Here is a 21084-nt window from a genome sequence, read left to right as displayed (position 1 = left end):
GTTGAAAGTTACTTCAGGTTGCTCTTGAAGAACTGCGTCAGCTTGGCAAAAGGAATCAGCTCGGCCCGGTCGTACAGATCGACATGACCGGCATTCGGCACAATCACCAGTTCTTTCGGCTGCCCCGCCAACCGGAACGCCTCTTCGCTGAACTCACGGGAGTGCGCATCGGCACCGGCAATAAACAACATCGGGCGCGGCGAGATGCTCTCGATATCGACGAATGGATAGAAGTTCATGAACTTGGTGTTGCTGCTCAGCGTCGGGCGCGTGGTCTGTTGCGGCGTCGAGCTGGCCGGGGTGAATTCGCCGCGCGGGGTGCGGTAGAAATCGAAGAATTCACGCTGGATCGGATGGGTGTCGGCCTTCAGTTCCAGCACCGTGCCGCCGGTGTATTCGACCTTGCCGCCAGTAAACTCGGCGTAACGCTGCTCGGCCGCTTGCGCAATGATCTGCTTGCGCTGCTCAAGGCTTTGCGAATGCTTTAGGCCGTCACGGTTGGCGGCGCCCATGTCGTACATGCTGACCGTGGCGATGGCTTTCATGCGCGGGTCGATTTTCGCCGCGCTGATCACGAAGCTGCCACTACCGCAAATGCCCAACACGCCGATGCGCTCGCGGTCGATGAATGGCCGTGTGCCGAGGTAATCGACGGCCGCGCTGAAGTCTTCGGCATACATGTCCGGCAGCACGGCATTGCGCGGCGCGCCCTCGCTTTCGCCCCAGAACGACAGATCCAGCGACAAGGTGACAAAGCCCTGCTCCGCCAGTTTCTGTGCGTACAGATTGGCGCTCTGCTCCTTTACCGCGCCCATCGGATGACCAACGATAATCGCCGCGCTACGCGCTGCCGGGTCGAGTCCTTTAGGGACAAACAGGTTGCCGACCACGGTGAGTTGATATTGATTTTTGAAGCTGACCTTCTGCACGGTCACCTTATCGCTCTTGAAAAAATTGTCAGCACCGTGGGACATGTCAGCTCCGAATGCAGTGAATGAACTCAGGAGAAACCCGAGCAGTATGAACAGTCGTTTCATGGGGGCGTCCTTGATCGAGAAGCCAGTCGTGGCCGGGATGAAGGTATTGTTGCGCACGCTCGAGACTTTGATTAGCTAATGAGTGCTTAATGCGGTTATAAACTCTGCTAATCAATAAACCCGAGCGCGCGCCCATGGCCAAACCCAATTTCAACGACCTGCTCGCCTTCGTCACGGTTGCCCGCAGCGGCAGCTTCACCCGCGCGGCGGTGCAACTGGGCGTGACGCAATCGGCGGTGAGCCAGGTAGTCTCGGCGCTGGAGGCACGTCTGAAAATTCGCTTGCTGACCCGCACTACGCGCAGCGTGTCACTGACCGCGGCCGGCGAACGCCTGTTGCACACCGTCGGGCACCGTTTCGATGAAATTGAAGCCGAGCTGGACGCCCTGACCGAGTTGCGCGACAAGCCCGCTGGCACGGTGCGCATCACCTGCGGCGACAACATCATCAAGACCACCCTGCTGCCCAAGCTGACGCCACTATTGCTGCAATATCCGGACATCAAGCTCGAGTTCGATATCAACTACGGTTTCCGCGACATCGTGGCCGACCGCTTCGATGCCGGCGTGCGTTTCAGCGATACCGTCGCCCAGGACATGATCGCCGTACCGATCGGCCCGCCACTGCGCATGGCAGTGGTCGCTTCGCCCAGCTACTTCGCCCAGCACCCCGCCCCGCAACATCCGCGCGATCTGGCGGCGCACCGCTGCATCGACATCCGCTTTCCGACCTACGACGGCGTCGATGCATGGGAATTCGAGCGTCAGGGCAAAAAGTTGAAAGTGCGAGTCGACGGGCAACTGGTGTTCAACTCCACCGTGCACATCGCCGACGCGGCTGTGAACGGGTTAGGGATTGCCTACCTGCCTGAAGACGAGTTCGGTACGCATCTGGCTGAAGGGCGTTTGGTCAGAGTGCTGGAAGACTGGTGCGAACCGTTCGGTGGCTTCCACCTCTACTACCCCAGCCGCCGCCAACCGTCGCCGGCGTTTTCACTGGTGGTGGATGCGTTGCGCGTGGTGAGAGATCCAGCCCCGTTGTAGGAGCGAGCCTGCTCGCGATAGCGTCGGCACATCCAACAGAGTAAGTGCCTGACCCAGCGCTTTCGCGAGCAGGCTCGCTCCCACAGGGGGTTGCGTCAGATCCCGGAAATCAGTCGATTCACAAATCCATTGTGGGAGCGAGCCTGCTCGCGAAGACGCCAGACCAGGCAAATCATCTCTGCATGCCAGCCCCGCGACACCCTCACAACTTCGACACATCCCCGGTAGCCTCGGCAATCGTCGCCAAGGTTTCCTCCATGCTGGCGATGTCTTCATGCAGCTTTTGAAACACCAGATCCAGCGACTCGGGAGCGTCCACGGTCTGATGGCCACGCAGCGACTCGACGCTAGCGCTCTCCACGTGTTGAAGAATGTCCACGCTTTCTCGCAGTGCCAACAGCTGATCAAAGATCGCGGCAATCTGCGCTTGGCTGCGGGTGCTCATCGCTTCCCCGGCTTACAGATCAGTGATCCCCATCCCAGACATGTGATGACCATAAATCAGCCCCTTCTAAAGAAACGATGAACACAGAAAACAACAGCCTGCTCAGCCTTTGGTTTTTCGCGGATCGGCAGCGCGCGGGAAAGTGCGTTCTTGCGTGAATGATCAAGACCGATAATGGATTGACCTTGAGCGGTTCAGAGAGTTTGAAAGAATTAATCCCCACTCAATACGCGAACTCGTGGCCCAATTCGCTCTCCATCCACGCCAGAAAACGCCTCACCCGTGGAAAGCTGGAGTGCGCCTTGGGGAATACCAAATGGTGCGCCGCCACCGCAGCACTCAGTGATTCAGGCGCTACTTCAACCAGCGTGCCCGCGGCCAGATACTTCTGCGCCAGCAATGTGCTTTCCAGCGCGAAACCCAAGCCATGACTCGCCGCTTCCAGCGACATGTAGGAACGATCGAAGCTCAATGCATAAGGCCGTTCCGGACGCGCCAAGCCATGCTGGGCAAACCATTGCGGCCATTTGAGCAGGGTGGCTTCCGACAGAATCAGATCGCACTCCAGCAGATCCGCAGCGCCGCGCACCCGGCGTTGCGCGAGCAGTTTCGGTGAGGTCAGCACCGCGAACGTCTCGTTCCTGACCGTGCGCACCTCATAGCTTGGCCAGTTCGGCAGACCATGGCGGATATCGACGTCGATCTTGTCGCGACTGAAGTGCAGCGATTCATAGGAGCACGACAGATTGATCTGTATGTCCGGGTGACTGGCGCGAAACGCTTCCAGGCGCGGCATCAGCCAGAGCAGGCCGAAGCTTGGCGACGAGTGCAAGCGCAGGCAATCGAGGCTGACATCGCTGGCAGCACGTTCGGTGGCAACGGCGAGACTGTGCAAAATCCCGGAAACTTCCTTGAGGTATTGCTCGCCGACCGGCGTCAGCGAGACGCCACGGGCAGCACGGACGAATAATTGCCGGCCGATCATCCCTTCCAGTTTCGCCAGTTGATGGCTGACTGCCGAGGGTGTCAGGTCCAGCACTTCCGCCGCTCTGGCGACGTTGCCGAAGCGCGCGGTTTGTTCGAAGGCCTGAATTGCTTTCAGCGGTGGCAGGATGATCGATGCCTCAGTGTCTGAGCGCATGGGGACTCCGTGGTGATTTCTTGTGATGTACGGACCGGTTTCATTCAAGCATTTGCGAAACGGCCTGACGAGTGCTGAATTTTTTTCAGCATTGAGTGACTTCCGCGTTATTGCTCACGCTCGCCCCGGAGGACAAGCTGAGTCATCGGTTACTTACACACCGACCCAATAAAAACAATTCGAGGGAATCCTCCATGCTTCTTCAAGGCAAAGTCGCAATCATTACCGGTGCCGCATCTGCCCGTGGCATTGGCCGCGCTACCGCCAGCACATTTGCGCAACACGGCGCTCGCGTGGTCATCCTCGATCTGGATGCATCCGCAGCACGTGACGCCGCCGCAGCACTGGGCGAAGGTCATCTGGGCCTGGCGGCCAACGTGGCCGACGAAGCGCAGGTTCAGCAAGCTGTCGCCGCCATCATCGAGCACTTCGGGCGCATCGATATCCTCGTCAACAACGCCGGCATTACCCAGCCACTGAAGACTCTGGATATTCGCCCTTCGGACTACGACAAGGTGCTGGACGTCAGCCTGCGCGGCACTTTGCTCATGTCCCAGGCGGTGATTCCGCTGATGCGCCAACAGTCTTCCGGCAGCATCGTCTGCATGTCGTCGGTGTCTGCCCAGCGCGGCGGCGGCATCTTCGGTGGCCCGCATTACAGCGCGGCCAAGGCCGGTGTGCTGGGGCTGGGCAAGGCCATGGCGCGGGAATTGGGGCCGGACAATATCCGCGTCAACTCCATCGCCCCGGGCCTGATTCACACCGACATCACCGGCGGCCTGATGCAGGATGACCGCCGCCACGCCATCATCGAAGGCATTCCGCTGGGGCGCCTGGGTCAAGCGCAGGACGTCGCCAACGCCGCGCTGTTTCTGGCCAGCGACCTGTCCGCTTATCTGACCGGCATCACCCTCGATGTGAACGGCGGCATGCTGATTCACTGAGTAACTCTGGGCGGGCCTGCGTGGCCCGTGCGGTTCTGGATCGATGACGCAGCCGGGCCTGATGGCCTGGCGGTCAATAAAAACAAGAGATCAGACCATCATGACTACCCTGTCGCTCGAAGCGGTTTCGACCGTGCGTTCTTCTGCCTATCGCAAAACGGCGTGGCGCCTGATGCCGTTCCTGATGCTGTGCTACCTGTGCGCCTATCTGGACCGGGTCAACGTCGGTTTCGCCAAGCTGCAAATGATGAATGATCTGGCCCTCAGCGAAACGGTCTACGGACTGGGCGCCGGGGTGTTTTTCATCGGCTATTTCCTTTGCGAAGTGCCCAGCAACATCATCCTGCACAAGGTCGGCGCACGGGTGTGGATTGCGCGGATCATGATCACCTGGGGCATCGTCTCGGCGCTGTTCGCCTTCGTCGAAACCGCCTGGCAGTTCTACGCGCTGCGCTTTCTGCTGGGGATTGCCGAAGCCGGTCTGGCGCCGGGCCTGCTGCTCTACCTCACCTACTGGTTTCCGTCCTATCGGCGGGCGCGCATGACGGTGTTGTGGTTTATCGCCATTCCGCTGTCAGGCATGGTCGGTGGCCCGCTTTCGGGCTGGATCATGAACCACTTTGCCGGTGTGCACGGCTGGGCCGGCTGGCAGTGGATGTTCGTTTTGGAAGCGGTGCCCACCGTGGTCGTCGGCCTGCTGGTACTGAGTTATCTGAAAGACGGCGTGCATCAGGCGACCTGGCTCAATGACGAGGAAAAAGCGCTGATCACTCGCGAACTGGCCGAAGACGACCAGCAAAAGGTCACCCATGCCTCGGTCGGCGAGTTCATCCGCGACCGGCGCTTGTGGCTGCTGGCGGCGATCTACTTCTGTGTGGTGATGGGCCAATACGCGATCACCTTTTGGCTGCCGACACTGGTGCGTAACGCAGGGGTTTCCGACCCGCTGCACATCGGGTTCCTGACCAGCCTGCCTTACCTGTGCGCCATCGCCGCCATGCTCCTGGTCGGCCGCAGTGGCGACAAACATCGCGAGCGCCGCTGGCACCTGATCGTGCCGATGATCGCCGGTGCGATCGGCTTGAGCCTGGCAGCGATGATGGGCGGCAATCCGACCTTGTCGATCCTCAGCCTGTGCCTGGCCGCCTCCGGCATTCTCTCCGCCACCTCGTTGTTCTGGATGCTGCCCACAACGCTGCTTGGCGGGGTGTCTGCGGCGGCCGGCATCGCGGCGGTCAACAGCTTCGCCAACCTCGCCGGGTTTTGCTCGCCCTATCTGATCGGCTGGATCACTACCCTGACCGGTTCCAGCGCCATCGGCATGTACCTCATCACCGGGGTGCTGTTCCTCGGCGCGAGCCTGGTCCTGCGTATTCCCGCCGCTTTGGTCAATCGTTGAGTCAACGGAGTTTCATCATGACGACTAATCTTGCACACGCTGCATCGCTGAGCCTGACCCAGCGCGCGCACAACATTCGCCGCCATGCATTGCGCATGGGCCAGGTTCAGGGCCAGGGCTATGTGGGCCAGGCCCTCGGCGCAGCTGACCTGCTGGCGGTGTCTTACTTTCATGCAATGAACCATCGCCCGACAGATCCCGAATGGGAGCAGCGCGATCGCTTCTATCTCTCCATCGGCCACTACGCCATTGCGCTGTACGCAGCGCTGATCGAAGCCGAGATCATTCCGCTCGACGAGCTGGAAACCTACGGCTCGGATGACAGCCGCCTGCCGATGTCGGGCATGGCCGCCTACACCCCGGGGATGGAGATCACCGGCGGTTCGCTGGGTCAGGGCCTGGGCATCGCAGTCGGCGCCTGCCTGGGCCTCAAGCGCAAAGGCTCGGCCTCGTTCGTCTACAACCTGCTGTCCGATGGCGAACTCAATGAAGGCTCGACCTGGGAAGCGGTGATGTCGGCTTCGCACTGGCAGCTCGACAACCTGATCGCCATCGTCGACGTCAACAACCAGCAGGCCGACGGTTACTCCAGCGAGATTCTTTCGTTCGAACCCATTGTCGATCGCTGGCAAGCCTTTGGCTGGTTCACCCAGCGCGTCGACGGCAATGACCTCGACGCCCTGGTCGCTGCATTCGATGCCGCCCGCAATCATCCAGGTACTCAACCCCGCGTGATCATCTGCGACACGAAAATGGGCAAAGGCGTGCCGTTTCTGGAGAACCGGGAAAAGACCCACTTCATTCGCGTCGAAGAGCACGAATGGGACCTGGCACTGAGCAACCTTGAAGAAGGAAAAGACCAATGAGCAACGCCGCCAACACTGCGCCTTCGACTGCTACTGGCGCGCCGGTGAAAAAGCGCCTGACCACCTCGGCGATGATTGCCTCGATTGCCTCCGAGGGCCAGGCGACCCGTTCGGCACCGTTCGGCCATGCGCTCGCAGCGCTGGCAGACCAGCGCGCGGACATCGTCGGTCTCTCGGCTGACCTGTCCAAGTACACCGACCTGCACATTTTCGCCAAGGCGCATCCGGAGCGTTTCTATCAAATGGGCATGGCCGAACAGTTGCTGATGAGCGCTGCGGCGGGCATGGCGCGTGAGGGTTTCGTACCCTTCGCCACCACCTACGCGGTGTTCGCCTCGCGGCGTGCTTACGACTTCATCTGCATGGCCATCGCCGAGGAAAACCTTAACGTCAAAATCGTCTGCGGTTTGCCCGGCCTCACCACGGGTTACGGGCCGAGCCACCAGGCCACCGATGACCTGGCTATTTTTCGCGCCATGCCCAATCTGATGATTGTCGACCCGTGCGATGCGCTGGAAATCGAACAGGCCGTGCCGGCCATCGCCGCTCACCAAGGCCCGGTCTACATGCGTTTGCTGCGCGGCAATGTGCCGTTGGTGCTGGACGAGTACGGTTATAAATTCGAAATCGGCAAGGCCAAGACTCTGCGCACGGGCAACGACGTGCTGATCATCTCCACCGGGCTGATGACCATGCGCTCACTGGAAGCTGCCAAGCAATTGCAGGCCGACGGCATTGATGTGGCTGTGCTGCACGTGCCGACCATCAAGCCGCTGGATGAGCAAACCATTCTCGCCGAAGCGCGTAAATCCGGGCGTCTGGTGGTCACAGCCGAGAACAGCTCGATCATCGGCGGTTTGGGCGAGGCGGTTGCCGGGTTGTTGTTGCGCAATGGCGTGACGCCCACCTTCAGACAGATCGCGTTGCCCGACGCCTTCCTCGACGCCGGTGCCCTGCCGACGCTGCATGATCGCTACGGCATTTCGACGCCGGCTGTCTGCGCGCAGATCAAAGCCTGGCTGTAACTCCACCGTGGGCGGCGCTTCGATCAGAGGCGCTCGCTCATTCGAGAACAGGAGGCAGAACGTGAAAGCACATGAACTGCTGGATCCCGACTTCAAAAGCTTTTTAACCCCCGGCGCACAAGCCTGGACGTTGGAGACGCTGCCCGCGATCAGGAAGCGTGTCCATGCGACATTCAAATCCCGAGAACAAGCGCGCGGTGAAAGCCTATGGACCAAGGCCCACGACGGTGAGGATTTGCGCCTGTGTCTTTACCGGCCTGCCGCCGGGGCACCGGGCGGTAATTTTGCGGTGATCCTGTACATCCACGGTGGAGGTTTCGTCCTTGGTTGCCCCGAAATGGCCGATGACTATCTGGCTAACCTCGCCGAAGAACTTCAGGCGATCATCGTCGCTGTCGATTACCGTCTCGCGCCAGAGCACCCCTTCCCTATTCCCCTGGAAGATTGCTACACCGCCCTCGGCTGGGTTTTCGCCCACCGGCAAACGCTCAACATGGACGCCGACAACGTGATCGTCATGGGTCACAGTGCCGGTGCAGGTCTGGCAGCAGCGCTGGCCATCGTGGCGCGGAATCGCGGCGAATATTCCATCGCCAGCCAGGTGCTGGTTTATCCGATGCTCGATTACCGTTCGGGCAGCCCGGCCTCGCCTCACCAGAACAGCACGACCGGAGTGATTGGCTGGCCGGCGCAAGCCAACCAGTTCTGTTGGGAGTGCCTGCGCGCTGACCAAGCGCTGGATGATCTGCCAATTGGCTGGTTTTCGCCGGCCCTGCAGGACGATCTGCGTGACTTGCCACCGACGTTTATGGCCGTCGGGGCGCTGGATCTGTTTCTGGAAGAGGACGTTGCATTTGCCATGCGTCTGTCGCGCGCCGGGGCTGCCGTCGAACTGCATGTCTACCCTGGGGCGCCACATATGTTTGATCAGTGCCCCGGCAGTGTTAGCGATCAGTCTGCGCTGGATATCGTCCGATCACTTCGGCGATCGATAGCTAGCGCATTAACTGCTGAGGGATAGAAAGAACCGCTGAAACGGTAAAACAGGATTTCTTATACAAAGCCTTCCCCCCCCTTCTACGCTTATTGATTAATACCTTCGCAGACAGGCAGCTGCGGAGGGTGGCGTGCGCTTTGAGAAATTCAATATCGCTTAGCCATCACCCTCGTCGATTCCGCCCGGACTTATTCCGAGGTGTCTTTGGATAATGTCGAAAACGACACATTTTGTTGCACCCAAAAACTGCTTGGATCCAACGTCCCGACAAACGGTAACGACCTGAATAGAACAGATTTTCAAAGAGATAAACGTGGGCAAATGGCCCATCCATACGCTCGTCAAAAATCAGGCAGCCCCATCCGACACTCCCTATCTATGGTTTTAAAACCACCCGTGGACGTCCGCCCCACCCATTTACAGGGAGTAGTAATGGACAACATCGTCATTGCCGACAAAGCCAATTCTCAGCTCACTGCCCAGAACTGGGGCAATGTTCAGCTCAGTCAGCCTTCAGTTGTACAAATGCCGGTTCGGCCCGATCAATTGGCGTCGACCAGTCGCAGCGGTCAGGATTTGATCGTCAATCTGAAGTCTGGCGAGCAAATCAAAATCTCCAATTTCTTTGTCACCAGCCCTGACGGCGTGCCCAATGACATTGTCTTTCAGGGTGACGACGCGACGCTGTGGCAGGCGCGCTACAGCGCCGAACCGTTCAACGGCTTTACCTTTGACGAAATCAATTCGCTGGACGAGCTGATCGCTGGCGTCGGTGTGGTGGATGGCGCGACGCCGGCCTGGGCGATTGCCGGGCTGGGCCTGTTGGGCGCGGGTGGTGCGGCGGCCGCTGCGGGCGGAAGTGGTGGCGGTGGCGGTGGCGGCGGCGGTGGTGGCGGTGGAGACGCGACGCCTCCTGCGCCTGCGACCGGATTAACTTTGTCGGCCGATGGCCGGGTGCTGAGTGGTTTTGGCGAAGCTGGCAGTGTCGTTCAGGTACGCGATGCAGCCGGCAACATTTTGGGTTCCGGAACCGTTGGCGCCGATGGCAGTTTCCAGGTCGACCTGGGTACGCCGCAGAACAATGGCCAGCCGCTCGACGTCACGCTCACCGACCCTGCGGGCAACGTTTCGACACCGGGTACGGTCACTGCGCCGGATACCACCGCGCCGACCGCACCAGGCAATCTCAGCGTGAGCCCCGATGGCACGCAACTCGGCGGCACCGGTGAAGCCGGCTCGACCATCCAGGTGCGCGCCGCCGGTGGCACTCTGCTCGGTAGCGCTGTGGTGGCGGCGGATGGCACTTTCAGCGTCGCCCTCAGCCCCGCGCAAACCGGCGGCCAGCCGCTGACCGTGAATGCCACCGATGCGGCTGGCAATATCTCGACCGGCGCAACGGTCAGCGCGCCGGAGATCGTCGAACCGACGACGCCAGGCAATCTCGATTTGAGCAGCGACGGCAGCCAACTGACCGGCACCGCCCGGGCCGGCACCACGATTGAAGTCCGTGCCGCCAATGGCGAACTGCTCGGGCGCGCGGCGGTGGCCGCTGATGGCACTTTCCTGCTGACGCTGGTTCGTGCGCAGGCCAACGGTGAAACCTTCAGTATCGTGGCGGTCAACAGCGCCGGTGCGCAATCGCCGGCCGTCACCTTCAATGCACCAGACATCACCGGCCCCACCGCTGCAACGGATCTGGCCGTGAGCAGCGATGGCCTTTCGGTGACCGGCCGTGGCGAACCCGGCAGCACGGTCAGCGTCACCAATGCGCAAGGTACGCTGCTCGGCACAGCGCAGGTGGCAGCCGATGGCTCGTTCACCGTGCAACTCAATGCCGCGCAAATCGATGGTGAGGCGCTGAGCGTGCTGGTCACCGACGCCGCCGGCAACCCTTCGCCAGCAGCGACCGTTATCGCCATTGATCTCGATGGCCTGACTCAACCGAGCGACATCGCGGTGAGCATCGATGGCACGCAGTTGAGTGGACGCGGCCAGGTCGGTTCGACCGTGACGGTGCGCGACGCCAACGGCAATGTGCTCGGCACGGCCGTGGTGGCGGCGGACGGCACGTTCAGCCTGCAACTGAGCAGTCCGCAGAACAATGGCGAAACACTGCAGATCAGTGCCAGCGACGCCGCTGGCAACACTTCCGCACCACTGAACTACGTGACGCCTGACACCCAAGGGCCGACGGCCGTCTCCGATCTTGCGCTCGACGCTCAGGGGCAGACGCTCACCGGTAAGGGTGAGTTGGGTGCGTCGGTCACTGTGCGCGATCCGGCCGGCAACATCATCGGCACGGGCACGGTGGATGCCGATGGCAATTTTACCGTTCCACTTTCCACACCACAGACCGATGCGCAACAACTGCAAGTGATCCAGACCGACGCGGAAGGCAATCCTTCGGCGCCGGTCAACGTCACCGCACCCGATCTGACCACGCCGGTCGCCGTGACCGATGTGAGCATTTCCGCCAATGGCGCCGTAGTCTCCGGCGCGGGTCAGATCGGCGCCACCGTTACTGTCACTGACACCAACGGGACCGTGCTGGGAACAGCTTTGGTCGGCAGCAACGGCCGGTTCGAAGTCACCCTGTCCTCGCCACAAACCAACGGCCAGAACCTCAGCGTTGTGCAGACCGATGGCTCGCCCACTGGCTCGCCGGCAGTTCCAGTTGAAGCGCCGGATATCCAGGCCCCCACTGCCCCTTCCAATCTGGCGCTGAATGCAGGCGGCACTGAACTGAGCGGCACCGGCGAACCCGGTGCCACGGTGTCGGTCAAGGATTCGGCCGGCAATGTGCTGGGCACCGCGATCGTCGACGGCACCGGCGCCTTTACAGTGCCGCTGAACAGCCCGCAGATCGATGGCCAACAACTGCAAGTGAGCCAATCCGATGGCGTGAACGTCTCCCCCAACACGCCGCTGACGGCAGCGGACACCACCGCGCCGCTGGCGCCGGACAATCTCGTGCTCGCCAGCAACGGCGTGACGTTGACCGGCACCGGACAAGCCGGCAGTACCGTAACGGTGAGCGCAGCGGACGGCACGGTGCTCGGCACTACGGTGGTCGCCAGCGATGGCAATTTCAGCGTCAACCTGAGCCCGGCTCAGCTCGACGGTCAGGTGTTGAGTGTGATCCAGACCGATGCGAGCGCCCTGCCCTCGCCCGCCACACCGGTCACCGCACCGGACATCACCGCCCCACCTGCACCGAGCGGTCTGCTCATCGATCCGGCGGGTGCCACGGTCACCGGCACCACGCAGCCCAATAACACGGTGCAGGTGCTGGATGCCGACGGCAACGTCATCGGCACCGCGACCGCTGACGGCACGGGCGCCTTCACGGTCAACCTCGATACTGCGCAGACCAATGGCGAAGCCTTGCAAGTCGTGGTGTCGGACGGCACCAACAGTTCGCTTCCCGGCAGCGTCACTGCTCCGGACAGCACCCCGCCGGCGCCAGTCAGCGATCTCGCGCTCAATCCCGCCGGCACGCAGGTCTCTGGCCTTGCCGAACCGGGCACCACGGTCACCGTCAGCATTGCCGGCGGTGGCGCTGTGCTGGGCACCGCGACGGCCGATGCGGACGGCCGCTTCGTCGTGACCCTCAGTCCACCGGCCGAGCCTGGCGGCAATCTGGAAGTCATCAGCACTGACGGCGGCGGCAATGATTCGCCCGTTGTGCCGCTGGCAGGACTGGACGGTACCCAGGTCGCGACCCCGACCGATCTGGCCTTGAGTGCCGACGGTTTCACCCTGACCGGCGCCGGAACGCCCGGTTGCACCGTGACGGTGACCAGCAGCAGCGGCGCTGTGCTCGGCTCCGGGCTGATCAACAGTTTCGGCCGCTTCACCCTGTTGCTCAGCAGCAAACAGATCAACGCGCAAGTTCTCCAAGTGACGGCCACCAGTCCCGACGGTGACGTGTCGATTCCGGGCACGGTGACGGCGATCGATGGCACGGCGCCGGACGCGGTGACCAATCTGGCGCTGAATGCCAACGGCACGACACTCACTGGGCGCGGAGAGGCCGGGGCGACGGTCACTGTCACCGACGCTACCGGCACCGTGATCGGCACTGCACTGGTCGCCAGCAACGGCACGTTCAGCCTGACGCTGACGCCGGCACAACTTAATGGCCAGGCACTTACCGCGATCCAGAGCGATGCCGCCGGCAACCTGTCGCAACCCGCCGGCATCATCGCCACCGATCTGCAACCGCCAGCCGCAGCGACTGGCGTTACGATCAATGACGTCGGCACCGTGGTCAAAGGCCAGGGAGAAGCCGGCAGCACCGTGACCGTGCGCGATGCCGCCGGCAATGTTCTGGCCACCGGCGTGGTCGACCAGAGCGGCAATTTCCAGGTCACCCTGCCCAACGCGCAGAACACCGGCGAAACCCTGCAGGTCACTCTGACCGACGCCAACGGCAACGCCTCGATTTCCACTGGCGTGGTCACCGTCGACGGCACCCCGCCGGCCGCCGTGCAGAATCCGCTGATCAGCGCCGATGGCAGCACCCTCAGCGGCACGGGTGAAGCTGGCGCAACCGTCAATGTCACCACCGCCAACGGCATCGTGCTAGGCAGCGCCGTAGTTGGCGCGGACGGCTCGTTCAGCGTGACCCTGGCGCCAGCGCAGAGCAATGGTGAGGCGCTCGCGATCAGCCAGACCGACCCTGCCGGCAACGTCTCGCCATCGACCAGTGTCAACGCCCCCGACATCAGCCCGCCGGCGGCACTGACCCAGGTTGCGGTGAATGCTGACGGTGTCACCGTCACCGGCCACGGCGAGCCCGGCGCCACCGTGTCTGTGCGCAGCGCCGACGGCACCTTGCTCGGCACCGCACAGGTCGGCAGCGGCGGCGCGTTCACGGTCACCCTCAACGCAGCACAACTGAATGCTGAGGTGCTGACCGTTACTCAGGAGGATCCGCCGGGCAATGTGTCGACTGCGGTTGAAGTCACCGCCGTGGATTTGACTGCGCCGGCGATTCCGAGCGCATTGACCCTCAATGCTGCCGGCGTGCAACTGTCGGGTAACGCCGAGGCCGGCAGTACCGTGACCGTGCGCGACAGCCAGGGCAATATCCTCGGCACCACCACGGCGCCCGCGAACGGCACTTTCCAGATTACCCTCAACAGCCCGCAAACCAATGGCCAGGCACTCAACGTGACAGCCACCGATGCGGCAGGCAATCCGTCAGCCCCGGCAATCGTCAATGCCGTCGATAGCACGGCGCCGTTGTTGGCGAGCGATCTGGCGGTGAGCGCCAGTGGTGCCACCCTGACCGGCATTGGTGAGGTCGGCGCCAGCGTGGAAGTTCGCGATGCCGGCGGTGTTTTGCTGGGTACCGCGACCGTTGCCAGCAACGGCAATTTCAGCGTCACGTTGTCCCCGGCTGCCGTGGCTGGATCGAATCTTTCCGTGGTGCAGATCGATGCTGCCGGCAACACCGGACCGGCGGCGCCGGTGACTGCACCGGGCAATCTGGCGGAAAGTGCACCGACCAATCTGGCCCTCAGCGCTGACGGCCTGACCCTGACCGGCTCGGCCACCGCCGGCAGCACCGTGAGCATTCGCAATGCCTCGGGCGTGTTGCTCGGCAGCGCGCTGGTGGCGGCCAATGGCACTTTCAGCGTCACCCTCAACGCCGCGCAACTCAACGGCGAACAGCTGTCTGCCGTGGCGACGTCGAGCACCGGTATCAATTCATCCCCGACCGACTACACCGCTGCCGATATCGCCGCGCCAACGCCGCTCAGCGAACTGAGCCTGGCACCGAACGGCACGGCCCTGACCGGGCGCGGTGAAGCCGGCGCCACGGTGACCGTGCTCGGCACCGGCGGAGTGGTTCTCGGCAGCGCCGTGGTGGCGGCCAATGGCACGTTCAGCGTCACCCTCAGCCCGGCACAGACCTCTGGTCAGACTTTGAGCCTGAGCCAGGCCGACACCGCCGGCAACGAATCCAACAGCGTCAACCTGATCGCCCCGGATCTAATCGCGCCCAATCCGCCGGCGGCGCTGGTGGCGAGCGCTGACGGCACCTTGCTGTCGGGCACCGGTGAGGCCGGCACCACGGTCAACGTGTACAACGCTGCCGGATCGCTGGTCGGGACCGGCACCGTGAGCATCGACGGCACCTTTGCGATCACCCTGACCACACCGCAAGCCAACGGCCAGGCGCTGACTGTGTCGCTGACGGATGCAGCGGGCAACACCTCGGCAGCCACGCCGTTCACTTCGGTCGACAGCACACCGCCAGCGGCCGTTTCGCAACTGAGCATCGGCGGCGACGGCGCAAGCCTGACCGGGCGCGGCGAACCGGGCGCGCAGGTGCGCGTCATCGACAGTGACGGCAACGTGCTTGGCACCGCCGTGGTCAGCGCGACCGGTACCTTCACGCTGCCACTGAACCCGGCGTTGACCAATGCCGAAGTGATCACCGTGGTCCAGGCCGACGCAGCGGGCAACGACTCGCCGGCAGTGAACCTGACCACGCCGGACTTCACCCCACCTGATCCACTGGACAACGTCGATATCAACTCGTCCGGCGCGCTGGTCATCGGTACTGGCGAACCCGGCGCGACCGTGACCGTGCGCGATGCCAACGGCACTTTGCTCGGCACCAGCGTGGTACTCGGCGACGGCACGTTCAGCGTCACCCTCAATCCGCCGCAGATCAACGAACAGATTCTCAGCGTGCAGCAGGCCGATCCACCCGGCAACGTCAGCGCCCCGGTCACGGTCACCGCCCCGGATCTGACCCCGCCAGCGACGCCGGCCGATCTGCAACTGAATGCCGATGGCGGCCTGCTCACCGGTACCGGCGAAGTCGGCGCCACTGTCCGTGTGACGTCGGCCGATGGCACCGAACTGGGCACCGGCACCGTGGGCAGCGATGGTCGTTTCCAGATCACCGTGACCCCGGTGCAGACCAATGGCCAAGCGCTGTTTGTGGTATTGGCGGATGCGGCCGGCAATGCCTCGCCTGCCGGCACCCTGACCGCGCCGGACAGCACGCCTCCTGCCGCGCTGACCGATGTCGATATCGACGCCAGCGGCAGCCTGATTACTGGTTCCGGCGCGGCTGGCTCGCAAGTGATCGTCACTAACGCGGTGGGCACCATCGTCGGCACCGGCACCGTCGCGGCCGATGGCAGCTTCAGCGTGACTCTGGATCAACCGCTGCTCAACGGTGAAGCCTTGTCGGTGATCCAGCGCGATGCGGCGGGCAATCCCTCGCCTATCGTGCCGGTCACTGCACCGGACACCACCGTGCCTGTCGCGCCTGCCAGTCTTGCCCTCACGCCCGATGGCGTGACGCTGACCGGTACCGGTGAAGCCGGCGCCACGGTGCGCGTGCTGAGCGCGACTGGCACGGTACTGGGCTCGGCAACCGTGGCCGCCAATGGCTCGTTCAGCGTGACTCTCAATCCGCCGCAAGTGAACGGCGAGCTGTTGAGCGTCAATCAGACCGATCTGGCGTCGAACACTTCGCCAGCCGCGCCCCTACAGGCAGGCGACAGCACTGATCCGCTGGAAGTGGCCGACCTCAATGTCAGCCAGGACGGCTTGACCGTGACGGGTACCGGTGAGCCCGAGGCGATCGTCACCGTGCGTGACGGCACGGTGGTGCTCGGCACAGCGACCGTGGCCGCAGACGGCAGTTTCAGCGTGACGTTGTCGGCTGCGCAACTCGATGGTCGTGCACTGTCGGTCGTGCAGGCCGACGCACAAAACAACCAGTCCGAGCCCGTACTGGTCGACGCACCGGACAGCACCGCACCGATCGCACCGACAGTCACATCGCTGACCGGCGCCGGCACCCTGCTCGCCGGTACCGCCGAAGCCGGCAGCACCGTGACTGTGCTGTCCGCCACCGGCACCGTGCTCGGCACAGCGGTGGCACTGGGCGACGGCACCTACACCGTTACGCTGAATCCAGCCCAGGCCAACGGTCAGTTGTTGTCGGTGATCGCGACGGACGAGGCGCAAAACTCATCGCCGACATTCCTCTTCCCGGCACCTGACATCACTCCTCCCGATGCCGTTACCGGCCTGACCATCAGCGGTGATCTGACCCAGCTCGCCGGTCGCGGCGAAGCCGGCGCGAGTGTCGAAGTGACCGATGCGCTGGGCGATGTTGTCGGCACCGGCACGGTCGCGGCCAACGGCACATTCCTGATCGATCTGGACCCGGGCATCACCGCCGGCCAAGTGCTGACCGTGAAGCAAACAGATGTCGCGACCAACGTGTCTGCAGACGCCGACCTGACTGTTCCGGCAGTGCCAGCCCCGGCTGCGCCGGACAATCTTGTGCTGACAGCCGACGGCGTGACGCTGACCGGCACAGCGGCGATCGGCACCACCATCAATGTTTATGGGCCTGACAACAGTCTGATCGGCACCGGCGTCACCGGCGGAGATGGCACGTTCAGCGTGTTGCTGACGCCCGCGCAAACCAACGGCCAAAGCCTCGAAGTCACCGCCAACACTGCGTTGGGTGGCGCCTCGCTGCCGACTGAAATCACCGCAGGTGACACCTCGGCGCCGGCGCCACTCAGCGATCTGGCGGTCAACGCCAACGGCACTTTGGTTACCGGTCGCGGCGAAGTCGGCGCGTCGGTGACCATCACCGGCGCTGGCGGCGTCGTGCTGGGCAATGCGACGGTTGGCGCCAATGGCACTTTCAGCGCACAGCTCAATACGCCGCAGGTCAATGGCCAGGTGCTCAATGCGACTCAGACCGATGCGTCCAACAACACCTCATCCGGCCTTAACGTAACCGCGCCCGACATCACTCCCCCGGCCGCTCCGACGGCGCTGGTCCTCAGCGGTGCCGGTCTGGTGCTCGGCGGGCTCGGTGAAGCCGGCGCCACCGTCACTGTTCGCGGTGCGGGTGGCGCGGTGCTGGGCACGGCGACGGTGGCGGGCAATGGCTCGTTCTCGGTGACCTTGTCCTCCGCGCAACTCAACGGCCAGCAACTCAGCGTCACGCAGAGTGATGCGGCGGGCAACGTTTCGCCGGTTACCAACCTCAGCGTCGCCGATACCACAGCGCCGGCGCCGCTGAGCAATGTCAGCCTGAACGGCACCGGCCTGGCGGTCAGCGGCACGGGTGAAGCCGGCGCGACCGTCAGCGTGACCAATGCGGCTGGTACCGTCCTCGGCACCGCCGTGGTCAATGCTGGCGGCACCTTCACCGTGCAACTGTCCAGCGCGCAACTTAACGGCCAACAGCTCAACGTCCAACAGGCCGACCCGACGGGCAATCTGTCGCAGGTCTTCAATCTGACGGCCCCTGACGTGCAGGCGCCGATTGCAGCCAGCGGTCTGACGCTCGCTGCCAACGGTCTGACTTTGAGCGGTACGGGCGAAGCCGGTGCGACGGTCAACGTCTACGGCCCGGGCGGCGCGCTGATTGGCACTACCACCGTGGGCAGTGGCGGCACGTTCAGCTTCAACCTGAACACCGCACAACTCGACGGGCAGCTGTTGACCGTGCGTCTGGTCGACCCGGCCGGCAATCTGTCGCCCAACGCCAGCCTGACAGCGCCGGACATTACCGCGCCCGGCGCGCCGACCGGCGTCAGCGTCAATGGCAGCGGCACCGTGCTCACTGGCGTCGGTGTGCCCGGTTCGACCATCAGCGTACGCGGCGTCGGCGGTGTGGTGCTCGGCACCGCGACCGTTGCCGCCAACGGCAGCTTTTCGGTAGTACTGGCATCGGCGCAGATCAACAGCCAGGTGCTCAGCGTCACCCAGGCCGATCCGAGCGGCAACGTATCGGCTGCGGCGAACGCGACGGCGCCAGACCTGACGCCTCCAGCGGCGGCCACCGCGCTGCTGGTCGGCGCCGACGGCCTGACCGTCACCGGTACCGGCGAAGCCGGCGCAACCGTGACCATCAAGTCGGCCAGCGGCACCGTCCTGGGCACCGCTACGGTCAACAACCTCGGCGTGTTTACCGTCACCCTGAGCAGTGCGCAGATCAACGGTGAAAACCTCACCGTCAACCTCAGCGACGCACGCGGCAACGTTTCGGTGGCCGCCAACGTCATTGCGCCGGACGTCGACGTCAACGCGCCAGTGATCGCCAGCGATAACCTCGCCGTCGGCACCGTCACGCTGGCCCCGGTCACCGCCTCGCAGACCTTCAACGACTCGTTCACCACGCTGCTGGCCGGATTCTCGAAAACCTTCACTTTCACCGTCGCCGGCGGCACGCGTCTTGATCCGACCCTGACGCTGACCACCAGTAGCCTGATTTCGCTGATCGATGGCGTGGTCTACACCCTGCAAGTGAAGGATGCCAGCGGCAACTGGGTCACTCTGGATGTCAACGGCAGCGGCGGCCTGCTCGACCTGATCGCGCTCGCCGGCCAAGGCGTGCGGGTCGACATCGGTAACCTGCTGTCAGGTGATTATCGACTGACGGTGTCGAGCACCGGCATCGGCGTGCTGACCACGGTCAATACCCAGCTGCAACTGGATGTCAGCAGCCTGACCCAGTTCAACGGCATTGCCGGGCCAGCGGTGACCGGCAACGTCATCACCAACGTCGGCGTCGATGGCACGGCCGATCAGACCGGCCCGGACAACGGCGCGCAGTTGCAGATCTTCAAGAACGGCGCCTGGGTCAGCGCCGGCGCCGGCACCACGGTGCAAGGGTTGTACGGCACGCTGACCATCGACGCCAACGGCAACTACAGCTACAAACCGAACGGCAGTGTCGGCAGCGTCGGCAAAGTCGACGTGTTCAACTATCAACTGGTGCACCCGAACGGCTTGAGCGACACCGCCAATCTGTACGTGCGCATCGACAGCCCGCAAGCCAGCGAAGTGTGGAATGACGCCAACCTTGGCAGCCCGGCACTGGTGGTTGATGCCACAGCGGACATCGCCTCGACTGACGTCACCCTGATCAACCGCGAAGTCACCACCAACTCTGCCCTTGGCACGTTCAATGTGCTGCTGGGCGGCGGCAGCGGTAACTACAACACCGTGGTCGCGGCCGATACCGTCAGTGACCTGACCGTGGTGGTCAATTCGAGCAACCTGTTGGCGCTGCTCGGTTCGATGACGGTGGGCCTGTACAAGCTCAACACCGCCACCAACCAGTACGTGCTGGTCAAGAGTTACGGCGGCAACGCGCTGGTCAATCTCGGCGGCGGCAACTACGGGATCAAGTTCGACGACCAGACCGCCGGCAGTTATCAGGTGCGGGTGGCAGTGGGCGGCCTCGGCCTGCTGACCAGCGTCAACACCAGCCTGATCAACGTCGCGACCTACAACAATCAGTTCGTGGTCGGCAGCTACACACCGGTGTCGGGCAACCTGCTCACCGACACCGCTGGCGGCGGCGCCGATGTGTTGGGCTCGGTCTACACCTTGCTCAGCGTGCTGGTCGCTGGCAGTTACGTCGCGCCGGGGTACAACGGCGTCTCGCTGGTCGGTAACTACGGCACCCTGGTGGTCCAGGCCAACGGCAACTACACCTACACGCTCAAGGCCGGCCTGACCGATGCGGTGATCGGCCAGGAAGACACCTTCACTTACCAACTCACCCACCCCAACGGCACCGTGGATACTGCGACGCTGACCATCGACCTGAACAATGCCGGCGCATTCGCCAGCACCGCGTTCTCGGCACTGGCCAGCGATGACCTCGGTCTGGCCCACGCCACTGGCAGTGACTTGATCCAGGGCACCGAGGGCAACGACACCCTCGACGGCTCGCACGGTGGCGCCGTCACGCTGCAAGGTGGCGGTGGCGACGACACGCTGATCATCGCCGATCAGCAGTTCACCTCGGTGGACGGCGGCAGCGGCACCGACACCCTGCTCTGGGCCGGTGGCGATGTGTCGATCAACCTCGGCGATCTGCAGAGCAAGATCCACAACGTCGAAATCCTCGACCTCAACCATTCCAGTGCGGTTGCGCTGACATTGAATCTCGGCGATCTGCTGGCGATTACCTCTTCGGACAACAACACCCTGCTGATCAAGGGTGACGACAGGGACAGCGTGCACATGACCGATGGCTGGGTCGCCGATGGCACGCAACAGGCCGACGGCATCGACTATGTTCAATACACGGCACAGGAGGATCCGAGCCACCACTTGTGGGTGCAGAACGGCATTCAAGTGGTTTGAAACAAGACATCAAACGTCGGTCTCT

Annotated in this window: 10 protein-coding genes; 7 read left to right on the top strand and 3 right to left on the bottom strand. The window is 63.2% G+C overall.

From position 1 onward, the window contains the following. Positions 1 to 8 precede the first annotated feature (8 nt). The gene (locus ACZ9BE_RS09395) at positions 9 to 1037 is read right to left on the bottom strand and encodes an alpha/beta hydrolase (RefSeq protein ID WP_095179692.1); all 1029 of its coding nucleotides are present in this window, start codon (positions 1035 to 1037) and stop codon (positions 9 to 11) included. A gap of 134 nt (positions 1038 to 1171) precedes the next feature. Here ACZ9BE_RS09395 and ACZ9BE_RS09390 point away from each other — a divergent pair, with 134 nt between their 5' ends. Continuing rightward, a complete protein-coding gene (locus ACZ9BE_RS09390; RefSeq protein ID WP_095179691.1) occupies positions 1172 to 2080 on the top strand; it encodes a LysR family transcriptional regulator in 909 nt (302 codons plus the stop codon). Positions 2081 to 2282: 202 nt separating this feature from the next. On the opposite strand, the gene ACZ9BE_RS09385 is transcribed toward ACZ9BE_RS09390, so the two are convergent. Then, on the bottom strand, positions 2283 to 2525 hold the full coding sequence (locus tag ACZ9BE_RS09385; RefSeq protein WP_110645864.1) for a hypothetical protein: 243 nt from the start codon (positions 2523 to 2525) through the stop codon (positions 2283 to 2285). Positions 2526 to 2748: 223 nt separating this feature from the next. Then, on the bottom strand, positions 2749 to 3666 hold the full coding sequence (locus tag ACZ9BE_RS09380) for a LysR substrate-binding domain-containing protein (protein WP_457263405.1): 918 nt from the start codon (positions 3664 to 3666) through the stop codon (positions 2749 to 2751). Between the two features lie 194 nt (positions 3667 to 3860). Here ACZ9BE_RS09380 and ACZ9BE_RS09375 point away from each other — a divergent pair, with 194 nt between their 5' ends. The 6 genes from ACZ9BE_RS09375 (at position 3861) to ACZ9BE_RS09350 (ending at position 21059) form a co-directional block, all read left to right on the top strand. Continuing rightward, a complete protein-coding gene (locus tag ACZ9BE_RS09375; protein WP_073474913.1) occupies positions 3861 to 4610 on the top strand; it encodes an SDR family NAD(P)-dependent oxidoreductase in 750 nt (249 codons plus the stop codon). Positions 4611 to 4710: 100 nt separating this feature from the next. Then, positions 4711 to 6009 carry an MFS transporter gene (locus tag ACZ9BE_RS09370; RefSeq protein ID WP_123442684.1) on the top strand — a complete coding sequence of 433 codons (1299 nt, stop codon included), beginning with the start codon at positions 4711 to 4713 and terminating at the stop codon, positions 6007 to 6009. A 17-nt stretch (positions 6010 to 6026) separates the two neighbouring features. Then, the gene (locus tag ACZ9BE_RS09365) at positions 6027 to 6875 is read left to right on the top strand and encodes a transketolase (RefSeq protein WP_476249289.1); all 849 of its coding nucleotides are present in this window, start codon (positions 6027 to 6029) and stop codon (positions 6873 to 6875) included. After that, positions 6872 to 7900: a transketolase family protein gene (locus tag ACZ9BE_RS09360; RefSeq protein ID WP_071171997.1), complete on the top strand. Its 1029-nt coding sequence runs from the start codon at positions 6872 to 6874 to the stop codon at positions 7898 to 7900. The genes ACZ9BE_RS09365 and ACZ9BE_RS09360 overlap by 4 nt, the downstream gene beginning before the upstream one ends. A gap of 61 nt (positions 7901 to 7961) precedes the next feature. Further along, entirely contained in the window at positions 7962 to 8921 is a 960-nt protein-coding gene (locus ACZ9BE_RS09355) for an alpha/beta hydrolase (protein WP_476249288.1), read from the top strand. A 408-nt stretch (positions 8922 to 9329) separates the two neighbouring features. Beyond that, a complete protein-coding gene (locus ACZ9BE_RS09350) occupies positions 9330 to 21059 on the top strand; it encodes a BapA/Bap/LapF family large adhesin (RefSeq protein WP_476249287.1) in 11730 nt (3909 codons plus the stop codon). The last annotated feature ends 25 nt before the right edge of the window (positions 21060 to 21084 follow it).

This window comes from Pseudomonas sp. TE9122, from assembly GCF_056278925.1.
Note: the sequence above shows the minus strand (reverse complement) of the source record. Positions and strands in the feature narration are given on the sequence as shown.

Coding starts and splice junctions, on each gene's coding strand:
- ACZ9BE_RS09395 (WP_095179692.1), bottom strand. CDS start 1,037: ATGAAACGACTGTTCATACTGCTCGGGTTTCTCCTGAGTTCATTCACT.
- ACZ9BE_RS09390 (WP_095179691.1), top strand. CDS start 1,172: ATGGCCAAACCCAATTTCAACGACCTGCTCGCCTTCGTCACGGTTGCC.
- ACZ9BE_RS09385 (WP_110645864.1), bottom strand. CDS start 2,525: ATGAGCACCCGCAGCCAAGCGCAGATTGCCGCGATCTTTGATCAGCTG.
- ACZ9BE_RS09380 (WP_457263405.1), bottom strand. CDS start 3,666: ATGCGCTCAGACACTGAGGCATCGATCATCCTGCCACCGCTGAAAGCA.
- ACZ9BE_RS09375 (WP_073474913.1), top strand. CDS start 3,861: ATGCTTCTTCAAGGCAAAGTCGCAATCATTACCGGTGCCGCATCTGCC.
- ACZ9BE_RS09370 (WP_123442684.1), top strand. CDS start 4,711: ATGACTACCCTGTCGCTCGAAGCGGTTTCGACCGTGCGTTCTTCTGCC.
- ACZ9BE_RS09365 (WP_476249289.1), top strand. CDS start 6,027: ATGACGACTAATCTTGCACACGCTGCATCGCTGAGCCTGACCCAGCGC.
- ACZ9BE_RS09360 (WP_071171997.1), top strand. CDS start 6,872: ATGAGCAACGCCGCCAACACTGCGCCTTCGACTGCTACTGGCGCGCCG.
- ACZ9BE_RS09350 (WP_476249287.1), top strand. CDS start 9,330: ATGGACAACATCGTCATTGCCGACAAAGCCAATTCTCAGCTCACTGCC.